24 protein-coding genes and 6 pseudogenes are annotated in these 19475 nt (G+C 57.7%); 14 read left to right on the top strand and 16 right to left on the bottom strand.

Going from position 1 to position 19475, the window contains the following annotated elements; genetic code table 11:
- The first annotated feature begins 64 nt into the window (after positions 1–64).
- The 3 genes and pseudogenes from FHX14_RS00145 to FHX14_RS00135 all read left to right on the top strand — a co-directional run bounded on the left by FHX14_RS00145 (position 65) and on the right by FHX14_RS00135 (position 2952).
- Positions 65–1072 (top strand): hypothetical protein, encoded by a 1008-nt coding sequence (locus tag FHX14_RS00145; protein WP_184375277.1) that lies wholly within the window; start codon positions 65–67, stop codon positions 1070–1072.
- A 293-nt stretch (positions 1073–1365) separates the two neighbouring features.
- Positions 1366–1623, top strand: a pseudogene (locus FHX14_RS00140) (IS481 family transposase); the annotation flags it as partial.
- Positions 1624–2193: 570 nt separating this feature from the next.
- Positions 2194–2952: a DUF2066 domain-containing protein gene (locus FHX14_RS00135; protein WP_246713330.1), complete on the top strand. Its 759-nt coding sequence runs from the start codon at positions 2194–2196 to the stop codon at positions 2950–2952.
- 157 nt (positions 2953–3109) lie between these two features.
- Here FHX14_RS00135 and FHX14_RS00130 read toward each other — a convergent pair whose 3' ends face one another.
- Entirely contained in the window at positions 3110–3313 is a 204-nt protein-coding gene (locus FHX14_RS00130; protein WP_184375274.1) for a cold-shock protein, read from the bottom strand.
- Positions 3314–3610: 297 nt separating this feature from the next.
- Between FHX14_RS00130 and FHX14_RS00125 the strand changes: the two are divergent.
- Positions 3611–4902, top strand: a pseudogene (locus FHX14_RS00125) (pilus assembly protein TadG-related protein).
- A gap of 536 nt (positions 4903–5438) precedes the next feature.
- Here the strand turns inward: FHX14_RS00125 and FHX14_RS00120 are convergent.
- On the bottom strand, positions 5439–5693 hold the full coding sequence (locus FHX14_RS00120; RefSeq protein WP_184375272.1) for a hypothetical protein: 255 nt from the start codon (positions 5691–5693) through the stop codon (positions 5439–5441).
- A gap of 514 nt (positions 5694–6207) precedes the next feature.
- Between FHX14_RS00120 and FHX14_RS00115 the strand changes: the two genes are divergently transcribed.
- The gene (locus FHX14_RS00115) at positions 6208–6645 is read left to right on the top strand and encodes a cupin domain-containing protein (RefSeq protein ID WP_184375270.1); all 438 of its coding nucleotides are present in this window, start codon (positions 6208–6210) and stop codon (positions 6643–6645) included.
- Positions 6646–7212: 567 nt separating this feature from the next.
- Here the strand turns inward: FHX14_RS00115 and FHX14_RS00110 are convergent.
- Both FHX14_RS00110 and FHX14_RS00105 read right to left on the bottom strand, forming a co-directional pair.
- A complete protein-coding gene (locus FHX14_RS00110) occupies positions 7213–7518 on the bottom strand; it encodes an NIPSNAP family protein (protein WP_184375268.1) in 306 nt (101 codons plus the stop codon).
- A gap of 170 nt (positions 7519–7688) precedes the next feature.
- Positions 7689–7967: pseudogene (locus FHX14_RS00105) on the bottom strand (GXWXG domain-containing protein); the annotation flags it as partial.
- Between the two features lie 245 nt (positions 7968–8212).
- Between FHX14_RS00105 and FHX14_RS00100 the strand changes: the two are divergent.
- Positions 8213–8413 (top strand): hypothetical protein, encoded by a 201-nt coding sequence (locus FHX14_RS00100; RefSeq protein ID WP_184375266.1) that lies wholly within the window; start codon positions 8213–8215, stop codon positions 8411–8413.
- 1 nt (position 8414) lies between these two features.
- Entirely contained in the window at positions 8415–8621 is a 207-nt protein-coding gene (locus FHX14_RS00095; protein ID WP_184375264.1) for a hypothetical protein, read from the top strand.
- Between the two features lie 147 nt (positions 8622–8768).
- On the opposite strand, the gene FHX14_RS00090 is transcribed toward FHX14_RS00095, so the two are convergent.
- Positions 8769–9350, bottom strand: a complete 582-nt coding sequence (locus FHX14_RS00090; protein WP_246713329.1) for a hypothetical protein — start codon at positions 9348–9350, stop codon at positions 8769–8771.
- A 911-nt stretch (positions 9351–10261) separates the two neighbouring features.
- A complete protein-coding gene (locus tag FHX14_RS00085) occupies positions 10262–10459 on the bottom strand; it encodes a hypothetical protein (RefSeq protein WP_003595293.1) in 198 nt (65 codons plus the stop codon).
- Between the two features lie 480 nt (positions 10460–10939).
- Here FHX14_RS00085 and FHX14_RS00080 point away from each other — a divergent pair, with 480 nt between their 5' ends.
- Positions 10940–11176, top strand: a complete 237-nt coding sequence (locus FHX14_RS00080; RefSeq protein WP_003595294.1) for a hypothetical protein — start codon at positions 10940–10942, stop codon at positions 11174–11176.
- 27 nt (positions 11177–11203) lie between these two features.
- On the opposite strand, the pseudogene FHX14_RS00075 reads toward FHX14_RS00080, so the two are convergent.
- The 6 genes and pseudogenes from FHX14_RS00075 to FHX14_RS00055 all read right to left on the bottom strand — a co-directional run bounded on the left by FHX14_RS00075 (position 11204) and on the right by FHX14_RS00055 (position 13822).
- A pseudogene (locus FHX14_RS00075) lies at positions 11204–11577 on the bottom strand (thermonuclease family protein).
- Positions 11574–11755: pseudogene (locus FHX14_RS32840) on the bottom strand (hypothetical protein). The pseudogenes FHX14_RS00075 and FHX14_RS32840 overlap by 4 nt, the downstream one beginning before the upstream one ends.
- 38 nt (positions 11756–11793) lie before the next feature.
- Positions 11794–12108: a hypothetical protein gene (locus FHX14_RS00070; protein ID WP_184375262.1), complete on the bottom strand. Its 315-nt coding sequence runs from the start codon at positions 12106–12108 to the stop codon at positions 11794–11796.
- Positions 12101–12307 (bottom strand): CUE domain-containing protein, encoded by a 207-nt coding sequence (locus tag FHX14_RS00065; RefSeq protein ID WP_184375260.1) that lies wholly within the window; start codon positions 12305–12307, stop codon positions 12101–12103. Before FHX14_RS00065 ends, FHX14_RS00070 begins: the two co-directional genes overlap by 8 nt.
- A 159-nt stretch (positions 12308–12466) precedes the next feature.
- Positions 12467–12958 (bottom strand): DUF4142 domain-containing protein, encoded by a 492-nt coding sequence (locus FHX14_RS00060; protein ID WP_184375258.1) that lies wholly within the window; start codon positions 12956–12958, stop codon positions 12467–12469.
- Positions 12959–13000: 42 nt separating this feature from the next.
- The gene (locus FHX14_RS00055; protein ID WP_184375256.1) at positions 13001–13822 is read right to left on the bottom strand and encodes a manganese catalase family protein; all 822 of its coding nucleotides are present in this window, start codon (positions 13820–13822) and stop codon (positions 13001–13003) included.
- 159 nt (positions 13823–13981) lie between these two features.
- On the opposite strand from FHX14_RS00055, the gene FHX14_RS00050 reads away from it, so the two are divergent.
- The 3 genes and pseudogenes from FHX14_RS00050 (at position 13982) to FHX14_RS00040 (ending at position 14974) form a co-directional block, all read left to right on the top strand.
- Entirely contained in the window at positions 13982–14242 is a 261-nt protein-coding gene (locus FHX14_RS00050) for a DUF982 domain-containing protein (protein WP_184375254.1), read from the top strand.
- Positions 14239–14373, top strand: a pseudogene (locus FHX14_RS00045) (DUF2243 domain-containing protein); the annotation flags it as partial. The gene FHX14_RS00050 and the pseudogene FHX14_RS00045, both read left to right, overlap by 4 nt.
- Positions 14324–14974 (top strand): hypothetical protein, encoded by a 651-nt coding sequence (locus FHX14_RS00040; protein ID WP_184376280.1) that lies wholly within the window; start codon positions 14324–14326, stop codon positions 14972–14974. The pseudogene FHX14_RS00045 and the gene FHX14_RS00040, both read left to right, overlap by 50 nt.
- Before the next feature lie 28 nt (positions 14975–15002).
- Here the strand turns inward: FHX14_RS00040 and FHX14_RS00035 are convergent, their stop codons facing one another.
- Positions 15003–15164, bottom strand: coding sequence for a hypothetical protein (locus tag FHX14_RS00035; protein WP_184375252.1), 162 nt, complete (start codon positions 15162–15164; stop codon positions 15003–15005).
- Between the two features lie 175 nt (positions 15165–15339).
- Here FHX14_RS00035 and FHX14_RS00030 point away from each other — a divergent pair, with 175 nt between their 5' ends.
- From FHX14_RS00030 to FHX14_RS00020, 3 genes are read left to right on the top strand one after another with little or no spacing between them, the layout of a single operon-like run.
- Entirely contained in the window at positions 15340–16140 is an 801-nt protein-coding gene (locus tag FHX14_RS00030; protein ID WP_184375250.1) for a TIGR04255 family protein, read from the top strand.
- The gene (locus FHX14_RS32835; protein ID WP_246713328.1) at positions 16140–16856 is read left to right on the top strand and encodes a hypothetical protein; all 717 of its coding nucleotides are present in this window, start codon (positions 16140–16142) and stop codon (positions 16854–16856) included. The genes FHX14_RS00030 and FHX14_RS32835 overlap by 1 nt, the downstream gene beginning before the upstream one ends.
- Before the next feature lie 5 nt (positions 16857–16861).
- Positions 16862–17698, top strand: coding sequence for a hypothetical protein (locus FHX14_RS00020; RefSeq protein WP_184375248.1), 837 nt, complete (start codon positions 16862–16864; stop codon positions 17696–17698).
- On the opposite strand, the gene FHX14_RS00015 is transcribed toward FHX14_RS00020, so the two are convergent.
- The 3 genes from FHX14_RS00015 to FHX14_RS00005 form a co-directional block, all read right to left on the bottom strand.
- Positions 17695–18021, bottom strand: coding sequence for a hypothetical protein (locus FHX14_RS00015; protein ID WP_184375246.1), 327 nt, complete (start codon positions 18019–18021; stop codon positions 17695–17697). The two genes, FHX14_RS00020 and FHX14_RS00015, sit on opposite strands and share 4 nt — an antisense overlap.
- Before the next feature lie 285 nt (positions 18022–18306).
- Positions 18307–18984: an HD domain-containing protein gene (locus FHX14_RS00010; RefSeq protein WP_184375244.1), complete on the bottom strand. Its 678-nt coding sequence runs from the start codon at positions 18982–18984 to the stop codon at positions 18307–18309.
- A 13-nt stretch (positions 18985–18997) separates the two neighbouring features.
- Positions 18998–19261, bottom strand: coding sequence for a hypothetical protein (locus FHX14_RS00005; RefSeq protein ID WP_210300928.1), 264 nt, complete (start codon positions 19259–19261; stop codon positions 18998–19000).
- Between the last annotated feature and the right edge of the window lie 214 nt (positions 19262–19475).

Here is a 19475-nt window from a genome sequence, read left to right as displayed (position 1 = left end):
CAACTTTCCCTTTAAAGTGGATCATCGTGTATTACACTACCGCTATACAGCCGGGGAACACTCAGTGCGCGAACTGGTATCGATTTTTATCGCCGTCATGCTTTCGTCGTTGTGCGGTTGCGCTATCGCGCCCTATCAAGAGGAAGTTACCGCTGTATCGACTCCTCAAATCGTGCGAAGCATACGATGCGAGACACGGGATGCAATTCGCGGTCAACTTGCGAACTACTTGCTTTTGCATCGTAACGACCCGACAACGATGGCTCTAGGATATCAGGTTGCCGACCGCCGCATACCCCTGTCCGAAATCGATTTGCGCCCCTTGAATGTCGGCGTTAAGCGAGCCATCGCACGCTTTAAGAACTACGCCGTGACATATGACTTTACCTTCGACGGTACGGTCACGAACAATATCGATGGAGACCTGGACGTCACGGGCACATTCGCAGCCGGGAACCGAGGATTCCCCTTCACCGCCAAGATGGACCGATCCCGACAGAATATTCAGACGTTCCGGCAGACCGACTCATTCGGCGCTTTGCTTAAAAGCACACCTCCGGAATACTGTCCCGATCCTCACCAAGTTTCGGCCAAGAATTATATTTACCCAATTTCTGGCTCGATTGGCATGGACCGTCAGCTTAACGATTTTTTATCGTTAAACGAATATGGAGCTCTCGCTCCGGCTGCTGCGGATCAGGACGGACCACCGGTTTTCGCGTCAACGATCGTTTTCAAAACGACGATTCAAGGAACTGCTGACCCGACCGTCGTCATCAGCCCCGTCGTCGGAAGCACGACCAGAGGCGGAGGATACGGGATAACCTCCGCGCGGACCGACGTCCATCAGGTGATTGTCGGCTTCGCCGCGAACGCCACAAAGATGTCCGATACGGAAATAGATGCGTTCTTGGCGCCGTATCGACGCGGATATCTCCTTGGTCCGACTTTGGGAAAAACGCCCGAGGAAATCGCTTCGGAAAAAGCTGTCGCAAACAGCATCCTGCGCTTCGAAATCGGTCGGCAGTCGGGACCTGCGGTCATCAATCAATCAATTATTTCGCTGTTTTGAGTGACGATGGATAGCGCATTCGCGGCATTCAACAGCCGAAATGAGGATTGCGCCACGCTTGTGAATGCTGAGGGCCTCCCGTCTATCGACAGCTAACGACTTTTCGTGAGGGGCCCCTCGGAAGGGCGGTCCTAGTCCATTCAAAACGGTACGTCTGTTGATGCCGGTGATTAAGACCATACGATTTCCTTTGATCAAGGCGTATGGGCTTGATCGTAATCGTCCTCCACAACTAGGTGTTTAGTCCCGGCATTTGATGGTGCAATATTTTCCTTGGCATGGAGGGAAGCACTATGGGCCAGGTTCTACACGGGAGCGCCACGACGACAGAGGCAGTCCGTCGAGCAATACAAAATAGTGAAAAGAGCCTGAGAACGCTTTCGAAGCGATACGGGATCAACCAGAAGAGCGTAGCGAAATGGAAGAAGCGGACATCGTTGGCCGACCTTCCCACAGGCCCGAAAGACCGACACTCGACGACCCTTTTCCTCGAAGAAGAGGTCGTTATCGTCGCCTTCCGCCGGCACACGTTGCTACCGCTCGATGATTGCCAGGGGCGGTTTGATACAGGCCGGGGCTGCACGCAGTAGCCGCAACTCGGAATCAAGCTGGAAGTCACGAGCAATCGCACCCTGCGCCCTGTGGGCATTAAGATCCAAATTTCTGGCGGGCATCGTTCAAAATCGCCATGTGTCGATGTACTTGCGTCGCGGGGGCACGGCCGCGGAGGCGACGGCAAGTGCATCGACTTGCGCGGGCCAGTGTTCTCTCAATGCCGATCAGTAGCACTCCACTCGAGTGCTAGTGCCCATGGGCCACCCGGTGCCACCCCGGTTAGTCGACGCGCGCGTCGGCAGTCGCGGGCAATCTAACTGATCGCGTCTTCTCGCATCGGCACTCTTGCCCCCAAGTTTTATCCAGTTTTGAGTTCGCTGCAACCGTTTAATCCGTAGCGTCCGGGCCTCTGTCCTGCGCTACCCGAACTACGAAGGAGCAGGTTTCAGCAACTCGCCGATGACGAGCTCCACTTGTCTTTTGGCTTAAAGAGGTTACGCTTTGGTTCTTCAATTTGATCCATGTAGGACTAGATGATCCGATCAAGGAAAGCTTCCATTTGTCTCATGGTGCTTTTTGCCTCGGGCGTTCTTGCGGGCGCAGGATCACTTGATGAGCTTTACACGTCCCAAACGATCGTGACGGGTACTGGCGAGAAGAACCGGGAGACGGGCTTTCGCGATTGTCTGGAACGGGTTCTGCTGCGCGTTTCAGGAGACCAGCGCCTGGTTGCACGGCCAGAGATGAGCGATCTGAAGGCGAGGGGTAGCACATTCGTTCGCGAATATACCTATAGAGATCGGCTGGCTGGCAAACCTATCCACGACGCGCAGGGCATGGATGACCGTCCTCATGACCTGACATGCTATTATGATCAGGTGGTAGTCAACGGGCTTCTGGAGAGCCTCGGCAGCCGTCCATGGCTGGACAAGCGACCTGTGACTGCAGTGTTCTTGGAGGTAAAGCGGTATCAACAAGAATTTCTTGTGAATGCCAGTGACGCACGGGATGCGGCTATGCGCGAGGCCTTCGCGCAAGCTGCAACTTCCATGGCGATGACAATCATTTTTCCGGCGCCGAAAGGCTCGGATAGGGCGGAAGAGAACCCCGACGTGACGAGGACAGCCGCCGAGATGGGGGCGGATGTTGCGCTTACGGGCTCGCTTGTGTGGAGCGACTCGGATTTCGGCTGGGTGGCTACCTGGCATCTGGCGCAGGGACAGGAAAGCCGACATTGGCAAGTGAGGGGCGTGAACTTCGACGAAGCGTTCCGCGTTGGTGTGCGGGGCGTAGCCCAGATCCTGTCGGGCAATGGACAGCCTTGAACAGCAAAAGGGGAAAGTTCGGTCAGGTTTGAGCCGGCCTTGACCATCCGCTCGGATTGCTGCCGCGGAGGAGGAGTCAGGTTCATCAAAGCCGCGTTTGAATCGTGACGCTAAGCCCAGCCCGCCCGAGGCAGGCTGGGAAATCTAAGACAGTCGATCAGAGGACCGAGACGTTCTCAGCCTTCGACTTTCCGGTCTTGCGGTCCTGTCCGACCTCGAAGCTGACCTTGTCGCCTTCGCGGAGCGAACCGCCACCCTGTAAGGCGGACACGTGAACAAATACATCTTGTCCGCCATTCTCGGGCGTTATGAAGCCGAAGCCCTTATCATTGTTGAAGAATTTAACCGTACCTGTTGGCATGAGAGACCTATTCGTGTGTCATTTGTCCAGATGGCGAAGCGGAGGCTACAGCGCCGACGCTCGTCTATCAACGGGAAACCTCCAGGGATCTGTGGGGCGGTTTCATAGCACTCAAAAACGCGACCGCGCGTTCTACATCGATTCAATTAAAATACAACCTGCAGTTTTTTCATTTGTTTTATAGTCCATCGGTAGTGATCGCCATCATAGCTGCCTGGTTGTGACGCAGCTCCTAACACGGTCACCGGGAAGGGCGTTGCATCGTTTTATTCTAACCGATCCGGTAATTTCGGAATTATGACGGCGCTGCTCGTCGTGCCCCTGCTGGGTGCGGCCGGTACAGCCATTGATTTTGGCAGCGCCCTGTCGCTTCGCACCGAATTATATGCGGCTGCAGACGCGGCAGCCGTCGGATCGATAACAAAAACCTCAGACGCGGCAACACAAGCAACTGCGATGTCAGGTGATGGATCACTGACGCTCGGGAAATCCGAAGCCCAGAAGATCTTCTTTTCGCAAATGTCCAAAAAACACGGTGAAGTGCCCGTCGCGGTGGACATCAGCGTCCAAAAAAACGGTGGCACTCTCAGATCAACAGTATCCTTTAACGCGTCAATGCCCACCACATTTATGCAGGTGTTGGGATATCATGAGATTGCCGTTTCCGGCACGGCAACCGCGCAGTACGAGACCCCATCTTACATGGATTTCTTCATGCTGTTGGACAACACGCCGTCGATGGGTGTCGCGGCCACCACTGACGACATAACTGCGATGAAACGAGCGACAGCAAACGGCCATGACGGCGGCAAAGACAAAAACTGCGCGTTCGCATGCCACATCGTTTCTGAAAAAGGCGTGGAGGATAAGAAGAGCTACTACAATGTCGCACGCAATAATGGCGTAACCATCCGCATCGACGTGGTAGCAGCTGCCATTAAAGCCTTGATGGCCAAGGCAAAGGACACGCAGTCGATGCCCAGCCAATTCCGGGTCTCTGCTTATACGTTCGGCAAAACCGCCCAGGACGCCAAGAATCCGAAACTCTTCAAGGTCTCCGACCTGGACTATAATCTTAGCGCAGTGGCAGTCGCGACGAACATGATCAGTCTTATGAGCATTCCATATCAGAATTACTACAGCGACCAGCAGACGAGCTTTGACGAAGCGTTGAAAGGGATTGAAGGCGAAATCAAGGGCAACATCGGCAAGGGCACCAGCAATGCCGATCGCCAGAAGATCGTGTTTTTTGTGGCTGACGGCGTTGGGGATAGCTATAAACCGGCAGGCTGCACCGGCCCAAAAGGCGCCAACGGCGGGCGGTGCATGGAACCCATTGACACGACTTATTGCAAGAAGCTCAAAGACCGGGGCATTAAAGTCGCCGTCCTTTATACGACGTATCTGCCCCTACCAGATAAAACTTTTATAACGACTGGGTGAAGCCTTTCGAGAGCAAAATCGCCACGAAAATGGAAGAATGCGCCACGCCCGGTTTCTATTTCGCAGTCAGTCCCACCGATGGCATTGAAGAGGCTATGGAGGCCCTGTTCCTGAAGATCGTCAGCGCACCTCGGATAACCAGCTAGTGGCAGCCAGACATCACGACCGTCCATTGCTGAGCGCGTCATTGCCAGGGCTCGCGCCTCTGGCATCGTCAACATAAAGGTTGCCGACAACTTCGAAGCGCAAGTTGCGTGATCGATACAATGCACTCCTGGAGCGGTCGCTAGCCAACACCGCCGGAAGCAGGGCAACGACCCCGCAGAGCACGTCCGATAGGTGCTGAAAACATCCTGACCTACAATTTCTCGCCGTGGCAGACCGGTCTGCGTCTTGCTAACGACACGACTATTAGCGCTGGGACGGAGACGATGCTGGAGACTCACCGGGTTGCCACAGCGACGCGAAGAGGCCGACGTCGGCGACTTGCTACCGTTCAACTTCTCCAGAACCTCTGGCCTGACAGTGCCGCATACCTCTCCGGGTTCGAGTGCGCTTCCGCCGGAATGTAGCGGGCATGCCCGGCCGCTCTTCCGCTCCAGTTGGGCGCAGCAGATCTTTTCATCGGGCGGTCAATCCACGACGTTTGATCGCAGTCAACGTCGGCGTAGTGGTCGCCGTGTCAGGGCAGCTCAATTGTGATCGTCGTTCCCTCGATTAGGTCGGTTTGAGAGATTCCCATCAAAAGATAGCCTGCGTTAGCTGCGGGTCTGGGGTGCGGCCAGTTCCTAAATGCGATCGCCACAATAGTCTCCTTGCCGGGAATTTTGATTTTAGCGCAAAGCGCTTTGCCCAAGGGAAGGTTACATCGTCCCTTCAGAATCACGATCGCGCCAATGTTGCTGTCGATCGAAAACGCACCCAGGATTGGTCGCATGCTAGGCCGATCTTCTTGCATGGTAGTAGTTGTGCCCCTTCTGAACTAACTCGCGGAGAGACACCAGCATCTCGCGAATCAATTCAGGAAGACTTGCAATTATGCCGAGCATTTAAGCCAATTCGGCCTAACAGGGGGCAGCGAGCGTGGAAGGCGATGAAAATTGGCACGCCTCCATGCCTGCTGGTGCCAACGGCGTCATCATGCGGCGCCGCCATTCCTCGCATTACAGCAGCAATGCTGCTCAAGCGCGCCAAAACGGGCGAAGCGACGTTCGCACCTATCGCCCGTCGGTTTTGCGCTCCCGTGAACGTGGCCGTCTACTGCCCGAGGTTTGGAATACCGGGGAGTAGCCAGTCATAATTGGTATTGTCCCAGGTATAGCCAGTCGTGACATCCATATGTTACGCTACCGATCGTCATATCATCTTTGCTTCTTCTTATATGTGACGACGTAGTGCTGAGCCAAACCTTAGACTCATACTGCGCGCTTGTTCGCAACCCAGGGAACACGATGGACATCATGGCTAATCGCACCACAGAATGGCTGGGCACCACGTACACGCTTTTGTTGACCAAGCCGGAAACCGGCGGCGCTTTCGCGCTCGTTGAGAGCGTCACCGAACCCGGGTATGGCCCGCCTCGACACGTTCATAAAAATGAAGACGAAGCATTCTTTGTCCTCTCGGGCGATGTCGAGTTCTGGACGAAGGACGGAACGGTGGTCAAGGGAGCTGGGGAAGCCGTGTTCATGCCGCGCGGCATTGAGCACACTTTTAGGGTTGCAGGCGATAAGCCGGCACGAATGCTGACTATGCTCACCCCTGGCGGCTTCGAAGCGTATTTTTTGGAGATGGGCCGCAACAAATACCGCATCCCCGAAGACATGGGCGCAGTCGCCGGCTCGGCGGCCACTTATGGTGTCGCTTTCACAGGCCCGCCACTCCCCTGAACTGCCCACTTCGGAGCGGGTTTTTTGTCTCGGTGGAGCTAGCTGAGCGTTACTTAATTTGGCAAGTTCCGAGGGAAGGTAAACGCAAATCGCACCATTCGTAAACGGAGAGGTAACCAGTTTTGTGGGTTACAATCGTTTGCTCGGATGATTTGCAGCATTACATTCATTACCGCGTTAATTGCACCTCACGGTTTCGCGATGATAGACAAGCTTTTGCTACATGCAGCTACCCCAGGTACAGTGCATAGCTGGCTTGATCGCACTCCGACCCGGACCTTCGGCTCTCTTAGAAAAGCTATCGAATACGCAGGCCAGCATGCCCACGACATTCCGGCTCTTGAAGTTTTGGTTAGAGCCGACGATCGGAGTTATCTGATCATTTGGGGCGACGAACTTGCATCCATGATTGGCAAGGTTTGCCGACATTAGGGATTCTGCGAACCGCCACATTCCGGGGACGGCAATCCAATCGGACGTGACTCGGCCGCCTGGACACATATCGGGTTGGGTCCGGCGCGAGCGGTCAATTGAAATTCAGCCAATGCCGCAACTGCACGAATTCCATCAGCAGAGCACGGGCCGCATGAAGCTACGTTCATAGCTGACGATACTGCGGTTGCGTTTATCGAGTTCGAAAGCAGCCTGACATTCCGGATCGCTTGCCAGGCAGGTGCGATAGTCCTCGTAGGCGGCAAGGCTCGGGAACGAAAACAAGGCGACCGCAATGTTGTTGGCGCCTTCGGATGGTAGGAAATAACCGTGATGGGTGCCGCCCATCCTGTTGACGATCGGAATCCAGAGCCGGGCATATTCCTCGAATTCCGCAAGCTTGTACGGATCGATCACATAACGCAGGTGGCAGGTAATCATTGAAATATCCCTTGCGTAACACCGGGCGGACGACTGCCCGGCTTATCACCTTCCGGCACCGAGTTGAGATAGTTCAAATGTTTTGTCGTGATGCCTGCATCACGATTGCTGATAGGTCGGCCGGCCTGAAATGAAAATGGCGGCGTTTCGACGGCTGGCAATGGCCATCATGTCTTGCCGAAGGCTGCGAAGCGGATCACCGTCCGGATCGGGAAGAAGGACGGCTCGATGGGTACTAGGCGTGCCGGTCGCCATTGGAACAGCAACGCGTCCGCTCTGAAGTCGGGGGGAAATCTCTTGCCAAACCACTGCAGGTTTTCCAGCACGCCGTCCAACGGATGCCCCGATGGAATGCCTTCGCCCCGCCACACCCCGGTCAATTCGGCCGGGAGGACGGGTGGCAGCGAGCCTAACCAGGCGATCTTCTTCGACTGCAGATCGTCCGACATCCAAGCTCCTGCAAATGAAGGGTGAGGGCGATGCCGGACAGGTGGGGCGCTCGTCTGCCGTTTCGTTGCCATCGCGAGAAAACGGAAAAATCGCGATGTTCACCATCCCTGTCGCGTCCGTTTGACACGGCCCGCGCTCATTAAGGGAATGTCGAACCAGGAGGATGGTTCCGACACTTCGGCGACGAAAGAGGAACAAGGAGGCCGCTGCGAAGGTTACCTGTAACCAAACAGGAGGAACCGAAATGGGAATGGATAAACCGAAGGACGGTGCCCCAGGCACCACCGATCAGTCGCCCAGATGGGAAGGCCCGCAGGAGAATACGCCGCCGGGGTACATGCCGGCAAAAGACGACCCCGACCGAGCCAAGGACGCCAATGGCGAAACCAACAGCGATCCAGAGGTGAAGAAGGTCTCGGATGGATTCAAGCAGAAGGGCGATTGAGATGTCGGACGTCGAAAAGGATGCCAAAGGGCAATATGCCAAGTCGGTAGCAGACCGGAAGTCGAGCGGCGTCCACAGCGCAAAGCCCACAGTGATCACCGGATCGGAAGATGCGACCGAAAACAAGACGCCGCCGGGAAAGAAGCCCGTGAAGGACTGGGATATCAACTTCGATCCCGCAGACGAAAACGAAGGCATGACGCGGTAGTCTGATTTAGAGAGGCCGCGCTATCACGCGGCCTTTCGTTAAATCATGACTTAGCGGGTTCCGGGTAGGGTCTGGCTCTGCCGCAGGTCGTCGATCGACTGCTCCTGCGACCTCCGGTCGTCGGCAGGTCGGTCGTCTTCCGACGCATCACGCTGATGGCCCGTCGGGATCACGTCGTCGACAACGTCGTTCGGAAGGTCTTCCGCTAGGTCGTATGCGCGAACGCGCGGCGAGGTCGCCTGAACGACCGATGCCCGTGGCGCTGCTGGCAGTCGCATCAGCCTGGAAGACGTCGTCCTTCGTCGCCACCACCTGCTGACTGGTTCCCGCCGTCCAGCCTTCCTCACGCCAAAGATTTGCGCGCTCGTCCATGTCGATCGCACCTTCGTCGTCGAGGATGTCGTGAGCCGTATCGTAGGTGTTCTGGTCGACGGATGCGGAGACGAGGAAACCGCCGCGGCGAAGGCCCTCGGCGTAGACGTCGCGGTCTTCATCCGGGAAGAACCAGTCCGCGAGCCCGGCCCAGAAGCCGGTATTTTCCGCCGCGGCTCCACCCCCTTCGCCGTCGGCTTCGTAGCCCGGCATGAGACGGACGTCGGCGACGCCGGCCGCCTTCAGGTTGTCGATAGCCGCCTCCGCGTCGCTCCTGCTGTCGAAGAAGGCGGTAAGCGTGCTCTTGGCGAGGCCGCTCGCGAACCTGGGCGCGCCTTCGTTGTAAATGTTGGTCATGATGCTCCTCCTGGGGTGGGTGAGGAGCGAACGAGCATCAGAGCCTTATGTTCCGCGCCCGTCTTAGGGATCGAGGCACGGAAACCGCGTCCCACACGGTCGCCTTCGGGATGGCACATGCGATCGCATCCCATGGCGAAGCGCGCCGCAGCTTGGCAAAGCTCGCTCCCGCTCCGAACTGAGCGACCAACGCCTTTCGCTCGAGACTGTCCCGGCGATCGCACCGAAGGCATTCGACCTCGATAGGAAGACGGACGTCTTTCAGTTTCGGGCCAGGCAGGTTGTCCGGCGGCGGACGTCGTCTTCTCAATCTCTTTTCCGATGCTAGCGCCGCATGACATCTGAAGGGCCACGCAGAAGGGTTGGAGAACAAGTGGACCATTGCCCTCTGCGCGGCCCGAACCCCTTAGAGGGGCAGATCGTGAACAGACAGGGCAGACGCTATCCAACGATCCGGAAGCCTAACCACTGTCAGAGGCGGCGGTTCCTGTACAGTTTCGAACTATTTGGATCCCGGATCCAGCTTCGACACCGGCTGAAGATCTACTGAGGCGAGTCCCAGTTCAGCTAAGAGGAAGACCCCGCCTGAGCGGGGGTAGTGAAGGGGGTGGTTTCTATTAACCGCGCCTCTGACCACGGAATGGTAACCCTGACCGAAGTTCTATTAATTTGCAATAATATTAACTCGTCGGAAATGTTTTCTTCCCAGTTATTTGAGTGGCGAAGTGTTCGGTTTCGTACAAAATCGGCCGTGTCGGTACAAGGTTATACAATTTCTGGTAATTTTGTTATTGGCCGCTCAGCGATCTGCTAAACCCCGAGCATTAATTCTCCTGTGCGTTGGGCGGCCGCTGATGTTCCACAAGTCCAAGGATGCGGTTCCGGTACAGTTCCACACATTCGGAGCGCCATCAGATCAGCAGCCGCAGCAGCGCTTGCTCGTCCTTTACCCCATGCTGAAATGTCTGAATGATCCGGCTCGCCAATTCCTCGCAATCTGCCTCTTTGGTTATACCTTTCGCAGAGACGACGAAGTCATAGACCCGCTGACAGAGAGCCAAATCGTTTTCATCTAAAACAATTTGCGCAATGGTTTGGAATGGCAGCATGATTTTCCTTTCCCCGACAATGTATGACGAAAAAGAGCCGATGCTATGGCGAGGGTGACTTCCCACAGGATAGGCTTATACTTCCCCTATCGTCAGCAACCGACAACGTAGGCGTTGGCGACTGAGGGTTCTCTGTGCCTCCGCCTGCAAGTAGCGGTGTGCAACCATGAACAAGGACCTCTTCGAGGCCGCGATTGAATCCTCCCTTCTTCGACTAGACCAATCATACAAGCTGCTGAGATCAACACGACCGGACCGATACCTACCCAAGGTCTCAGCGAAACGCAGCTCATCCGCGCCAGGCTCAGAGAAACCGACGCCCAGCTCTCCGAAAAAGCCGAAGCGGCCCATCAAATGAGGTGCGGCCGGCGTAGCAGCGCGCTGTTGACCTGCGGGTGGATCGGTCGGAATTGCTTCTGCTTCGGCGGGTTGGAACTGCGCGAGCAAATCTCCGTTTAGCTAGCTCCGAAGGAGCAGGCTATGCCGAAATTCTACTTCAATATAAGGAGGGGCGAGAGGCTGGAGTTGGACGAGGAAGGCACCGAGTTCGCGAGTCTTGAAGAGGCCTGTGCGGGGGCACTTGAGGCAGCGCGAGAGATCCTCGCAGAAGCTATTCTGACTCGGCAGTCAATCGATGGCGATTCGTTTGAAATCGCATCAGAGGATGGCACGCTCCTGGCGATGATCCCTTTTTCTTCGGTTATCCCGAAAGGCTAAATGCAGGTCGGGGATCTGGCGCCGAATTCAGCTACACCAGTCATTTCGCTGCTTCGGGCTCCAAGTCCTGGCGAACCCCTCCCGCACGAGCGTCTTGCCGATTTCTTCACCATTCGTTGGGTAGATGTTGATGAGCGGCCGGTGTGAAGGCGTCCGGTCCATCGCGCCGCTGAACATCACCCGCAGTCCCTTTTCGTCCAGCAGCTCTTTCAGCCGGCCTTTTGCGATCAGCGCGAGCTTCCGCTCCGTCATGCACTTCGCGTGCGATCCGACCTCCGGGGTGTCTACGCCCGAGACGAACGGAACGCCTTCCCCAGCAGCCGCATATTCTGCCCGTCGCATTTTACGGTGTCGCCGTCCACGGCCGTCATCGACGCGCAGATGATCAGCCCAGCAATCATTGAATATCTGCTCCGCGCTCGGCCGCCTCGAGCTTAAGTCTCAGCACCTGTTCCTGTTCATAACTCTTGTGGGGAAAGTGCTCAAAGCACCACCAGCGGGTTGGCGCGGCCGACGATGGGCTGTTGCCCGGCTTCCCCACTCGTTGCAATCCGTTTCCTCGCAGAAATGCAGATACATGTGCGCTGATGTCGTCAGCGCCGGCCGGTCCGTATCGCTCATCTTTCCTCCTGGAGTTGCCAGCCCGCTTTCGGCTTAGGCCACCCCTTCTTTGCTGCCCGGAAATCAGCTTCCATCTCGGCTTTCGCCTTCGCCACCATTGGGCCTGTTGCCCAGACAGTGATGCGCATGCGGCCCGCCCTGAAGACGAAGCGACGTTCGCTGACTCTTTTGCCGGCGGTATAACCTGCGCGAAAGCAGGCGCGCACAGCCGACGGGGTAACGCTCTCTCGGAAAGAACCCGGTTGCGACCGCCACCAGTCGTTAAAAGCGATTTCGAAAGTAACGGTTTTTGGTTGCGGACGGTCAAGCATAATCTCGATCGTAGCTCGGCCGCCACCCGCGCACGATGCCTCGGCCCATGGCGCCTTCGGTTAAAACTAACTGCCAGCGAAGGTGGCGAATGTCTCCCAGGAGGGTCCCTATGGCCGCTTGCACATCGCCTTTGTGATAGGCAAGCACCTCTGCAATCTCATCATCAACCATGGCTTCGCCGAACGGCTGCTCGCGCATATCCGTGCTCCGTCAGGGCGCCTGGTTTTCCATCGCATGCGCGTTGCGCAGCCGGGCGACGAAGAAGTCGCGCGTCTCGTTGTCTGCCATTTTGACGTTCCCTTTATGGTCTCGTGCGGGGCGCGCGCTGGTGGTGAGCGCTGTCTCAGTCGGGCAAATCTATTTGTTGGCCATGCCTTGGACACGAGTTAGATGCATATGAAGATCCGGCAACATTTTTGCGGCGGTATTCTTCAAGGAACCGTCAGGACCCTCCTTCGAGTAAGCCTTGAATATCTCATAGGCCTGCTGATGAGCGATCACCTGCGTTGACAGATAAGCCTGATCGAGGTTTGCGGCGTCGCTGTTTCGAAGCGCGTCGAGCTTCTGCTGATGCGCTACGTCGAGCGACTGCGAAACGGTGACGCCGTCGTTCTTGGCTGCATCCGCCAGCGGCGCTACTGCTCTGCCATGATCCCGTAGCATGTCCCGCGCGAACTGCTTCGCATCGACCGCCCGTCCCTTGGAGATTTCGATCTTCGCAGCCTCGATTTCGAACATGTTCGACATGGAAGCCTTCTGCGCAAAATCCTGCTTCGCGCCGGCATCGTCCGCGGCCGAGATCGGCATGCTGATCAGGCACGCAGCTGTGCTGAGAATAAGTCGTTTCATCGAACGCCTCCTGTTGAGGGCAAGCCGAAGCCCGCCGCAATATCAAAGCTGCTCAGCCTGGGCGCCACTATTCGGTTTGGCCGTTCCGAGAATTGGTTTTTCGCCGATCGGCTCAAGCGACCGCGTCGAGTACGTTCCCTTGCCGTCGACCGATGGCCCTTCCGACCAGCGACCTGGGGCCGGGGCGCTGCCGTCTGCCTGGAAGCCGAGATAGGCGTAGCTGAATTCCTGAAGTTCCTTCTCCTGCGGGAAACTATTGGGGATCGGGAAAACGCCCGTGGGGCCACCGAGTTCTTCGAGTGCCGCGAGCCACTGGTTCTGGTGCATGGTGTCGCGCGCGATCAAATAGGAAAGCATTTCCTTGCCGGGATCGTTTGTCAGATTGAAAAGGCGTACCGCTAGAACTCTCCCGGTGGACTCGGCCGCGACGTTTGCAGTCATGTCGGCTGCGATGTTTCCGCTGGCGTAGATGTGCGACATGTTGAAAGGCACGCCATCGGAATCGACCGGCATCGCCGAAAGGCCCGCGGAAAGCAGGTTCTTCATATTCATACCTCCAATCACCGCACTTGCCACCGGATCGGCAGCGACCTCGTCCTTGACCGATACTGGCGCGCCCTCCAAGTTAAGGGCGACGGCAGTCGCCAACATTTCGATATGGCCTAGTTCTTCCGCAGCCGTATTCATCAGCAGGTCGCGAAACTTGGGATTTCCGCGGGCGCCGCAAGCCTGGAAGAAATATTGCATCGCGACTCGAATTTCTCCTTCGACGCCGCCGATCGCTTGCTGCAAAGCGCGCGCGAACAATGGATCCGGTGTTTCGACGCGCACAGGAAATTGCAGCTTTCCGTCAGTGTAGAACATTTTCCACTCCATATTGCTTAGGTTGCGGGAACGACAACCACAGCACTGGTCTTATGTTCCGACGGCTCGATCACGCGTCCGATAGCGCACCAAACTCCCGACTGAGGAACCTGGCAGCGGCGCCCTTGTTTCCCTGGGAACGTCAACAGGAGGTCTATTGTGGAAAACGTTATCGACGTCGCCTTCCACGTCACCTGGGACACACCGGTATTTGTGCGGATAGGCAACGGCTTCCGCGAACGGATCGATGGCCCCGACGCGGCGCTTTCTGAACTCCTCCACCGCTGGCCATCGAACGGTTGTCCAGAATATGCCCTGGCAAAGAGACGATGCTTGGACGCGATCGCCCGTCACGGCAGCCCGGCGCTGGCCCGGAGCGCATTCATAGAGGCCGCGGTCGTAGCGAAGGTCCTGGCATGACTGGCATAGCAGGCGGCGATAGAAGAAAGTTCCCGATGTCCGCTGGTCTTCTTCTGGGAGTAGGACTCGGCGGTTTCTTCGATGGCATTGTCCTTCACCAATTGCTCCAATGGCACCACAGACGGAGTTCCTGCCCATCGACGCCGACGTCGTATTGGCGCAGAAGAGGCTTCTGTCTCCCATGTTACCTGCTTCGAAGGCGCCTACGTCAGCCGGGGCGAAGGCCGCTGGTTCATGACCTTCGACTATTCGGAGTGGGAGACCTCCGTTGCGGAGGAGAGAATGGCCCGCGCGTTCATGGTCGAGTTTCCAGACGGCATCCCGGCGGCCGCGATCCCAGACCAACTGATGGACTTTCACGCCGACGACATCGCGGGCGGCGATCCGAAGCTGCAGTGGATGCTGGTCAACATCGTCCTCAATGCGATGATGTACTTCAGCCAGGACCACGTCGACGTCTTCGAGAGTCGGTTCGATGGCCAGTGGGGCAGGGCGCTCAAGCCGAACGTCTACGATTGCGGCCAGCCGCGGATGTTCAAACGTCAGCCTCCCTTCGTCCCCGGCAATTGGATGCACCACCAGCGTACGGGGGCCCTAGGCATCTCTACAATCTGGAATATGCCTCGCTGGGGTGTCGAAAGGCCGACAGCGCCGCGCCGCGGCGAGAGCGAGGCGAAGGTCGTAGAACTGTTCGGGCGACATCCGAAGGACCGTCCTGCCCGAACAAAGTAGCCCTTGGGTAATGCGTTGGCGTGTCCGTTTAGCCGCGGGAGTTTTCCTCAACCTCTTTTTCAAACGCCCGGATCAATTGCGCAGCGTTGTTGAATTCGCGCGCTAGCTCTTCGAGCTTTTCTGTCGTGAACATATGCTCGACCTTCTTTCGCACGATGACAGAATCGCCGGCGAGGAATTCACAAATCATTTGCCTTTCAGACCCGCCCTCGCGTCCAAAAACGCCCGACAGGCCGTGCCGAGGGGCGTGGTCGCCTAAGCTGAGCGGCTTGATTAACGGAACGTTGAAACCTGCGGCGCATTATCCCACTTTACGCATAACTTTACATCGCTATAACGTGGATGTAGTCGGAAGGGGCAAATCAATGACTCACAATAAAAACTTCGATCCCCTGCATGGACAACACGTCGATCATGTTCCGTTGAAGAACGCTCCGCTGGTCAAGGTGCTTGCCCAGGTCAGGTTCCCGGACGTCACCGTCACGCCGGATCCCCAGTTCGTCTCGGGGTTCCAGCAGGCGATCCGCCGGCGATATCCGACGGTACGGCAGGAAGCCACTCCGCATTTCGTCTTCGGCCCCGGCGGCGTCCAGGTCACGCCGAACCCCGTCTGGCGTTTCATCGATCCTTCGAACGTCTGGCGCGTGTCGCTCACCCCCACGTTCCTGACGCTGGAGACGGAGAGGTACGGATCTGGCCACGACTTCGCGGAACGGTTCCGGGCGCTGTTGCAGGATCTTGGCGAGACGATCTCTCCGAGCCACGTCAACCGCATCGGCATCCGGTATGTCGACCAGGTGGAACTCGTCGGCGGTCTCCGCATCGAGGAACTGCTGCATCCGCACATGAACGAGATCACCGGAGCGCTGAAAGGTGTCCGTCACATGGTATCGGAACTAGAGGCGGAGACGACGGAGGGCGGCGTTCTGGCCCGCTGGGGACATCTTCCCGCCGACGGATCACATGATCCGGAGATGATGCCTGCAAAGGACGTGCCTTCGTGGTTTCTCGATGTCGATTCATTCTCTAGCTACGAATCAAATCTTCTGGAATACAAGGTTGAGGAAATCTCCAGGATTACAACTTCTCTCGCCAACCGCGCCTACGACTTCTTCCGCTGGTGCGTGAACGACAAGTTTCTGGAGCATTTTGGGAAGGACGCCTGATGAACATCGCAAGAAAGTCTTTTGGCTTCAAGAGCAACGGCTCCTCTAGCGGCTTCAATGGCTATGGTCTGATCCTCGTCGACGACAAGAGCCTCGAGGCCCTGCGTCGCGCCTGCGGAGTCGTTTCGCAGCAGGCGACGTCCGGCAGCGGCGGATTGCGTTCGATGCCTACGCACGGCACGCCGATGGTCAACGGCGGCCTGCTGCGCCGTGGCACTGCCGCAAGCGCCAGTCCTACCGTACTTGCCGCCCCGGACGACGTGCCTCTGATGCTGGCGGAGATCAAGCGGATGACCGGCTTCGGGTGGAACGAGATCGGCGAGCTCTTGGGCTGCACTCGACAGACCGTCTACAACTGGACGCAGGGAGCGGCGGTCAGGGCCGAGAACGCGAAGCGGATTTCCGCGCTGCACGAGACGGTGAAGTTCTTCGACCGCGGACCGCAGGAAGAAAACGCCGGGCTGATCGCCACCTCGTACGCCGGCCGCACCGTGCGCGACATGCTGACGTCCGGCGAGTTCGCCGTCGTAAAACGCCTTACCGGCAGGGGCGCGGGACGTCCTCCCGCGCGTTGGTCGCCCGTCGAACCTGTTTTGTCCGGCCGCCAGGACCACTGGACCGATCGCATCGGCGCGGACATGCCGGAGGAGGTTGACGCTGTCACCGGTTTCCTTCCCAATAAGGTCGTCAAGAAGGTTAAGCTGAAGGTCAAGTAGCCGGCATGGCGGACGGACAGGAGGCTGATGCCTTCACCAGCGAGGAGCTGGAAGACCTCGAGAAGTGGCGGCAGGGAGACTTTGCGCTCGACTGCCGCGTCTTTCCGGTTATCACGGACTGGAGCAAGGAGGATCTCGACCAGGACCTTCATGCGGTCGAAGGCTGGGTGGTGATCTCGCAGACCTGCGACATCGTCAACGTCGGCCCCGGCAAGGAGTTTGTGACCGTCTGCCCGATCGTCGTCGCGACGCCGGGTCTTAAGGCGGAGGTCGACAAAGGCATGACCCCTGCCGCTGCAGGACTCGAGCTCCCGGTCGACGAGATGCACGTCGTCGACCTCGGGCGCTCCGCCAGCCTTCACAAGAAGGCCCTCCTGGAGCTTGATCGGCACGACGGGTTCAAGACCGACTTCACGCGCTCCATCTTTAGCGAATCCTTGGAACGCCGCTTCGGGCGGTTTGCCTTCCCGACGTTGATCAGCAACGGCCCGCTGCGGCATCTCCGCAACCGCGCCAAGGAGAAGCACGACGTGAATTCAGAGGTCGGACAGGTCTATCGCGCCATCAGCCAGTTCCGGCTCCGGGCCGCCCCGAACTTCGACACAAAGGGCGCTCTCGTCGCATTCCACGTGGTTGTGGATCCTGAGAAGACTAAGGCGGTTGGCCGAGTGGCCATTCTCGACGAACTGAAGAAGGTGGCGGACCATCCGAAGTTCGCATGGCCGGACGAGCACTTCGGCCGCGAGGAGGACTTCTTCGTCGTCCAGACGCTGGACGAGATGTCGGCCCGTGAATACCAGGAGAGCTGGGCCGTCGACCTAGACTTCCTTTCGAAGGGCTAGCTTCCCGACACGGCGGCGCAGTCATCGGGCGACGCCGACAGCTCCGCGATTTTCCGGATAACGTTCTTCCGATCACGCTCGTCTTCAATCCGATGCTCCACCCGCAGCAGGAAGTGGAGGTCGTCGTAGATGTCGCGCCTGAACCGCGGGTTCTTCCGCGCGCAATCCATCCTCGTACGGAAGCTCGCATTCAGGCTCTCGAAGGCTTTCAGCGCTCGCGATGCGACGAGATACCGTCCGTTCCCGCGCGAAAGCCTCTCCGCCTCGTCCATATCGATTTCGTGCCGCCGATGGTCGACCGCTTCCTTCAGGACGGACTTCATCTCCTCTACCGTAAGGTAGACCTCCCCGACGTCGCGGCGCTCCTGCTGGAGACGAGGGGCGATATCGGCGCAGGTCGAGTCCTTTCCGCGTGCTATGCCGACAACCTGATGGCCGGAGTCGATCAGGCGGTGAGAGCGCTCTGCCGGTGCCTTTGCTAGCGCCGGTGGCGAGAAATGTTCGTGTCTTCATGTTCCTATGATCCCTTTGTGGGACCGCGCGGCATCGGCTGACCTTGTGTTTGCAGCAGCCAACCAAGGCGGCGGCGTCAGGCCGCCATCCACTTCTCAGTGAGCGTGATCGCAGTCGTGTCCGCAGCGGTGGTCGAGTTTCCATCGAGAACTGAGGATCGCCTTACAGATGTCGATCCGCTCGAACGTCGGATCCTTGAACGCGAGGATGTCGTCGTTGAACGTGCCGAACGTGGTTTGAGGGCGGTGCCTCATTCCGTCATAGAAGGCGTCGACGATGCCTTCTGCGAAAGCAGCTTCGCGAGGGTATGCCTCGATGACAGCCTCACGTTCCGCAGGCGAGAACTCGTCGAAACCACGTCCGACGACGTCCATTCCGGCGCCTGCCTGAACCAAAGCGATCTCAGGGCGCATGAATTCCGGAATGCCTGGGGTCGTGTGGAGCGCTACCGCGTTCCAGACGAGCTCGATCTGCTCTGGCGCGATCCCGTGGCTTCGAAGAAAGTCGGCCGCGGCATTGGCGCCGTCGACTTCGAAGCGGAGCTGACTGCCGCCGTAATGCTCCGTCAGTCCGAGGTCGTGAAACATGCAAGCCGTGTAAAGCAATTCACGGTCGAAGATAATTCGCTGCTTGTTTCCGGCTATTGCTCCCCAGTAGTAGACCCGGACGGAATGGTTGAACAGCAGATCGCTTTCAGTGTCGCGGATGAATTCGGTGACCTCGCGGGCGATCTTGCTGTCCGGAACAGAAACTCCTTCCAGTCTCGAAGGCATAGGTTCGTCCTCTTCAGTTGTTGACGCACTCTTCGCATGCCCAAGGAGAACTCCTCATTAGGCAGCAGAAGTTGCGGCGATGGAAATGAGGGTTCTTGTCCGCCATGACGTCGGCGAGACCGGTTCCCTGTGTGACCTCCGGTCGATGCTCCAGACCGTCGTAGAGGGCCTGGAGCAGATGTTCGGCGAAGTCTGCTCCGCGTGGATATGCTGCTTCCACGGCCGTTCGCTCGTCTTTGGTAAACTGGTCGTAGCCGGCGCCGACGAGGTCCATCATGACGCCTTCTGCGGTAAGGGCGCCTATTGGATCCAGATGGGCCGGTATACCCGGCGTCGTGTGCAGCGCGATCGCGAGCCAGACCTTCTGGATGTTCTCTTCCGAGACGCCGTGGCTGCGAAGTGTTGATTTCCACTGAGAGCTGACCCGGCGCAGCTAGATATTTCCATTGAGAATTGACCCATGTTTCAACCGTCCCTCGCATGTTTTCAGC

This window comes from Rhizobium sp. BK619 (assembly GCF_014195245.1).
Classification (GTDB): domain Bacteria; phylum Pseudomonadota; class Alphaproteobacteria; order Rhizobiales; family Rhizobiaceae; genus Rhizobium; species Rhizobium acidisoli.
Note: the sequence above shows the minus strand (reverse complement) of the source record. Positions and strands in the feature narration are given on the sequence as shown.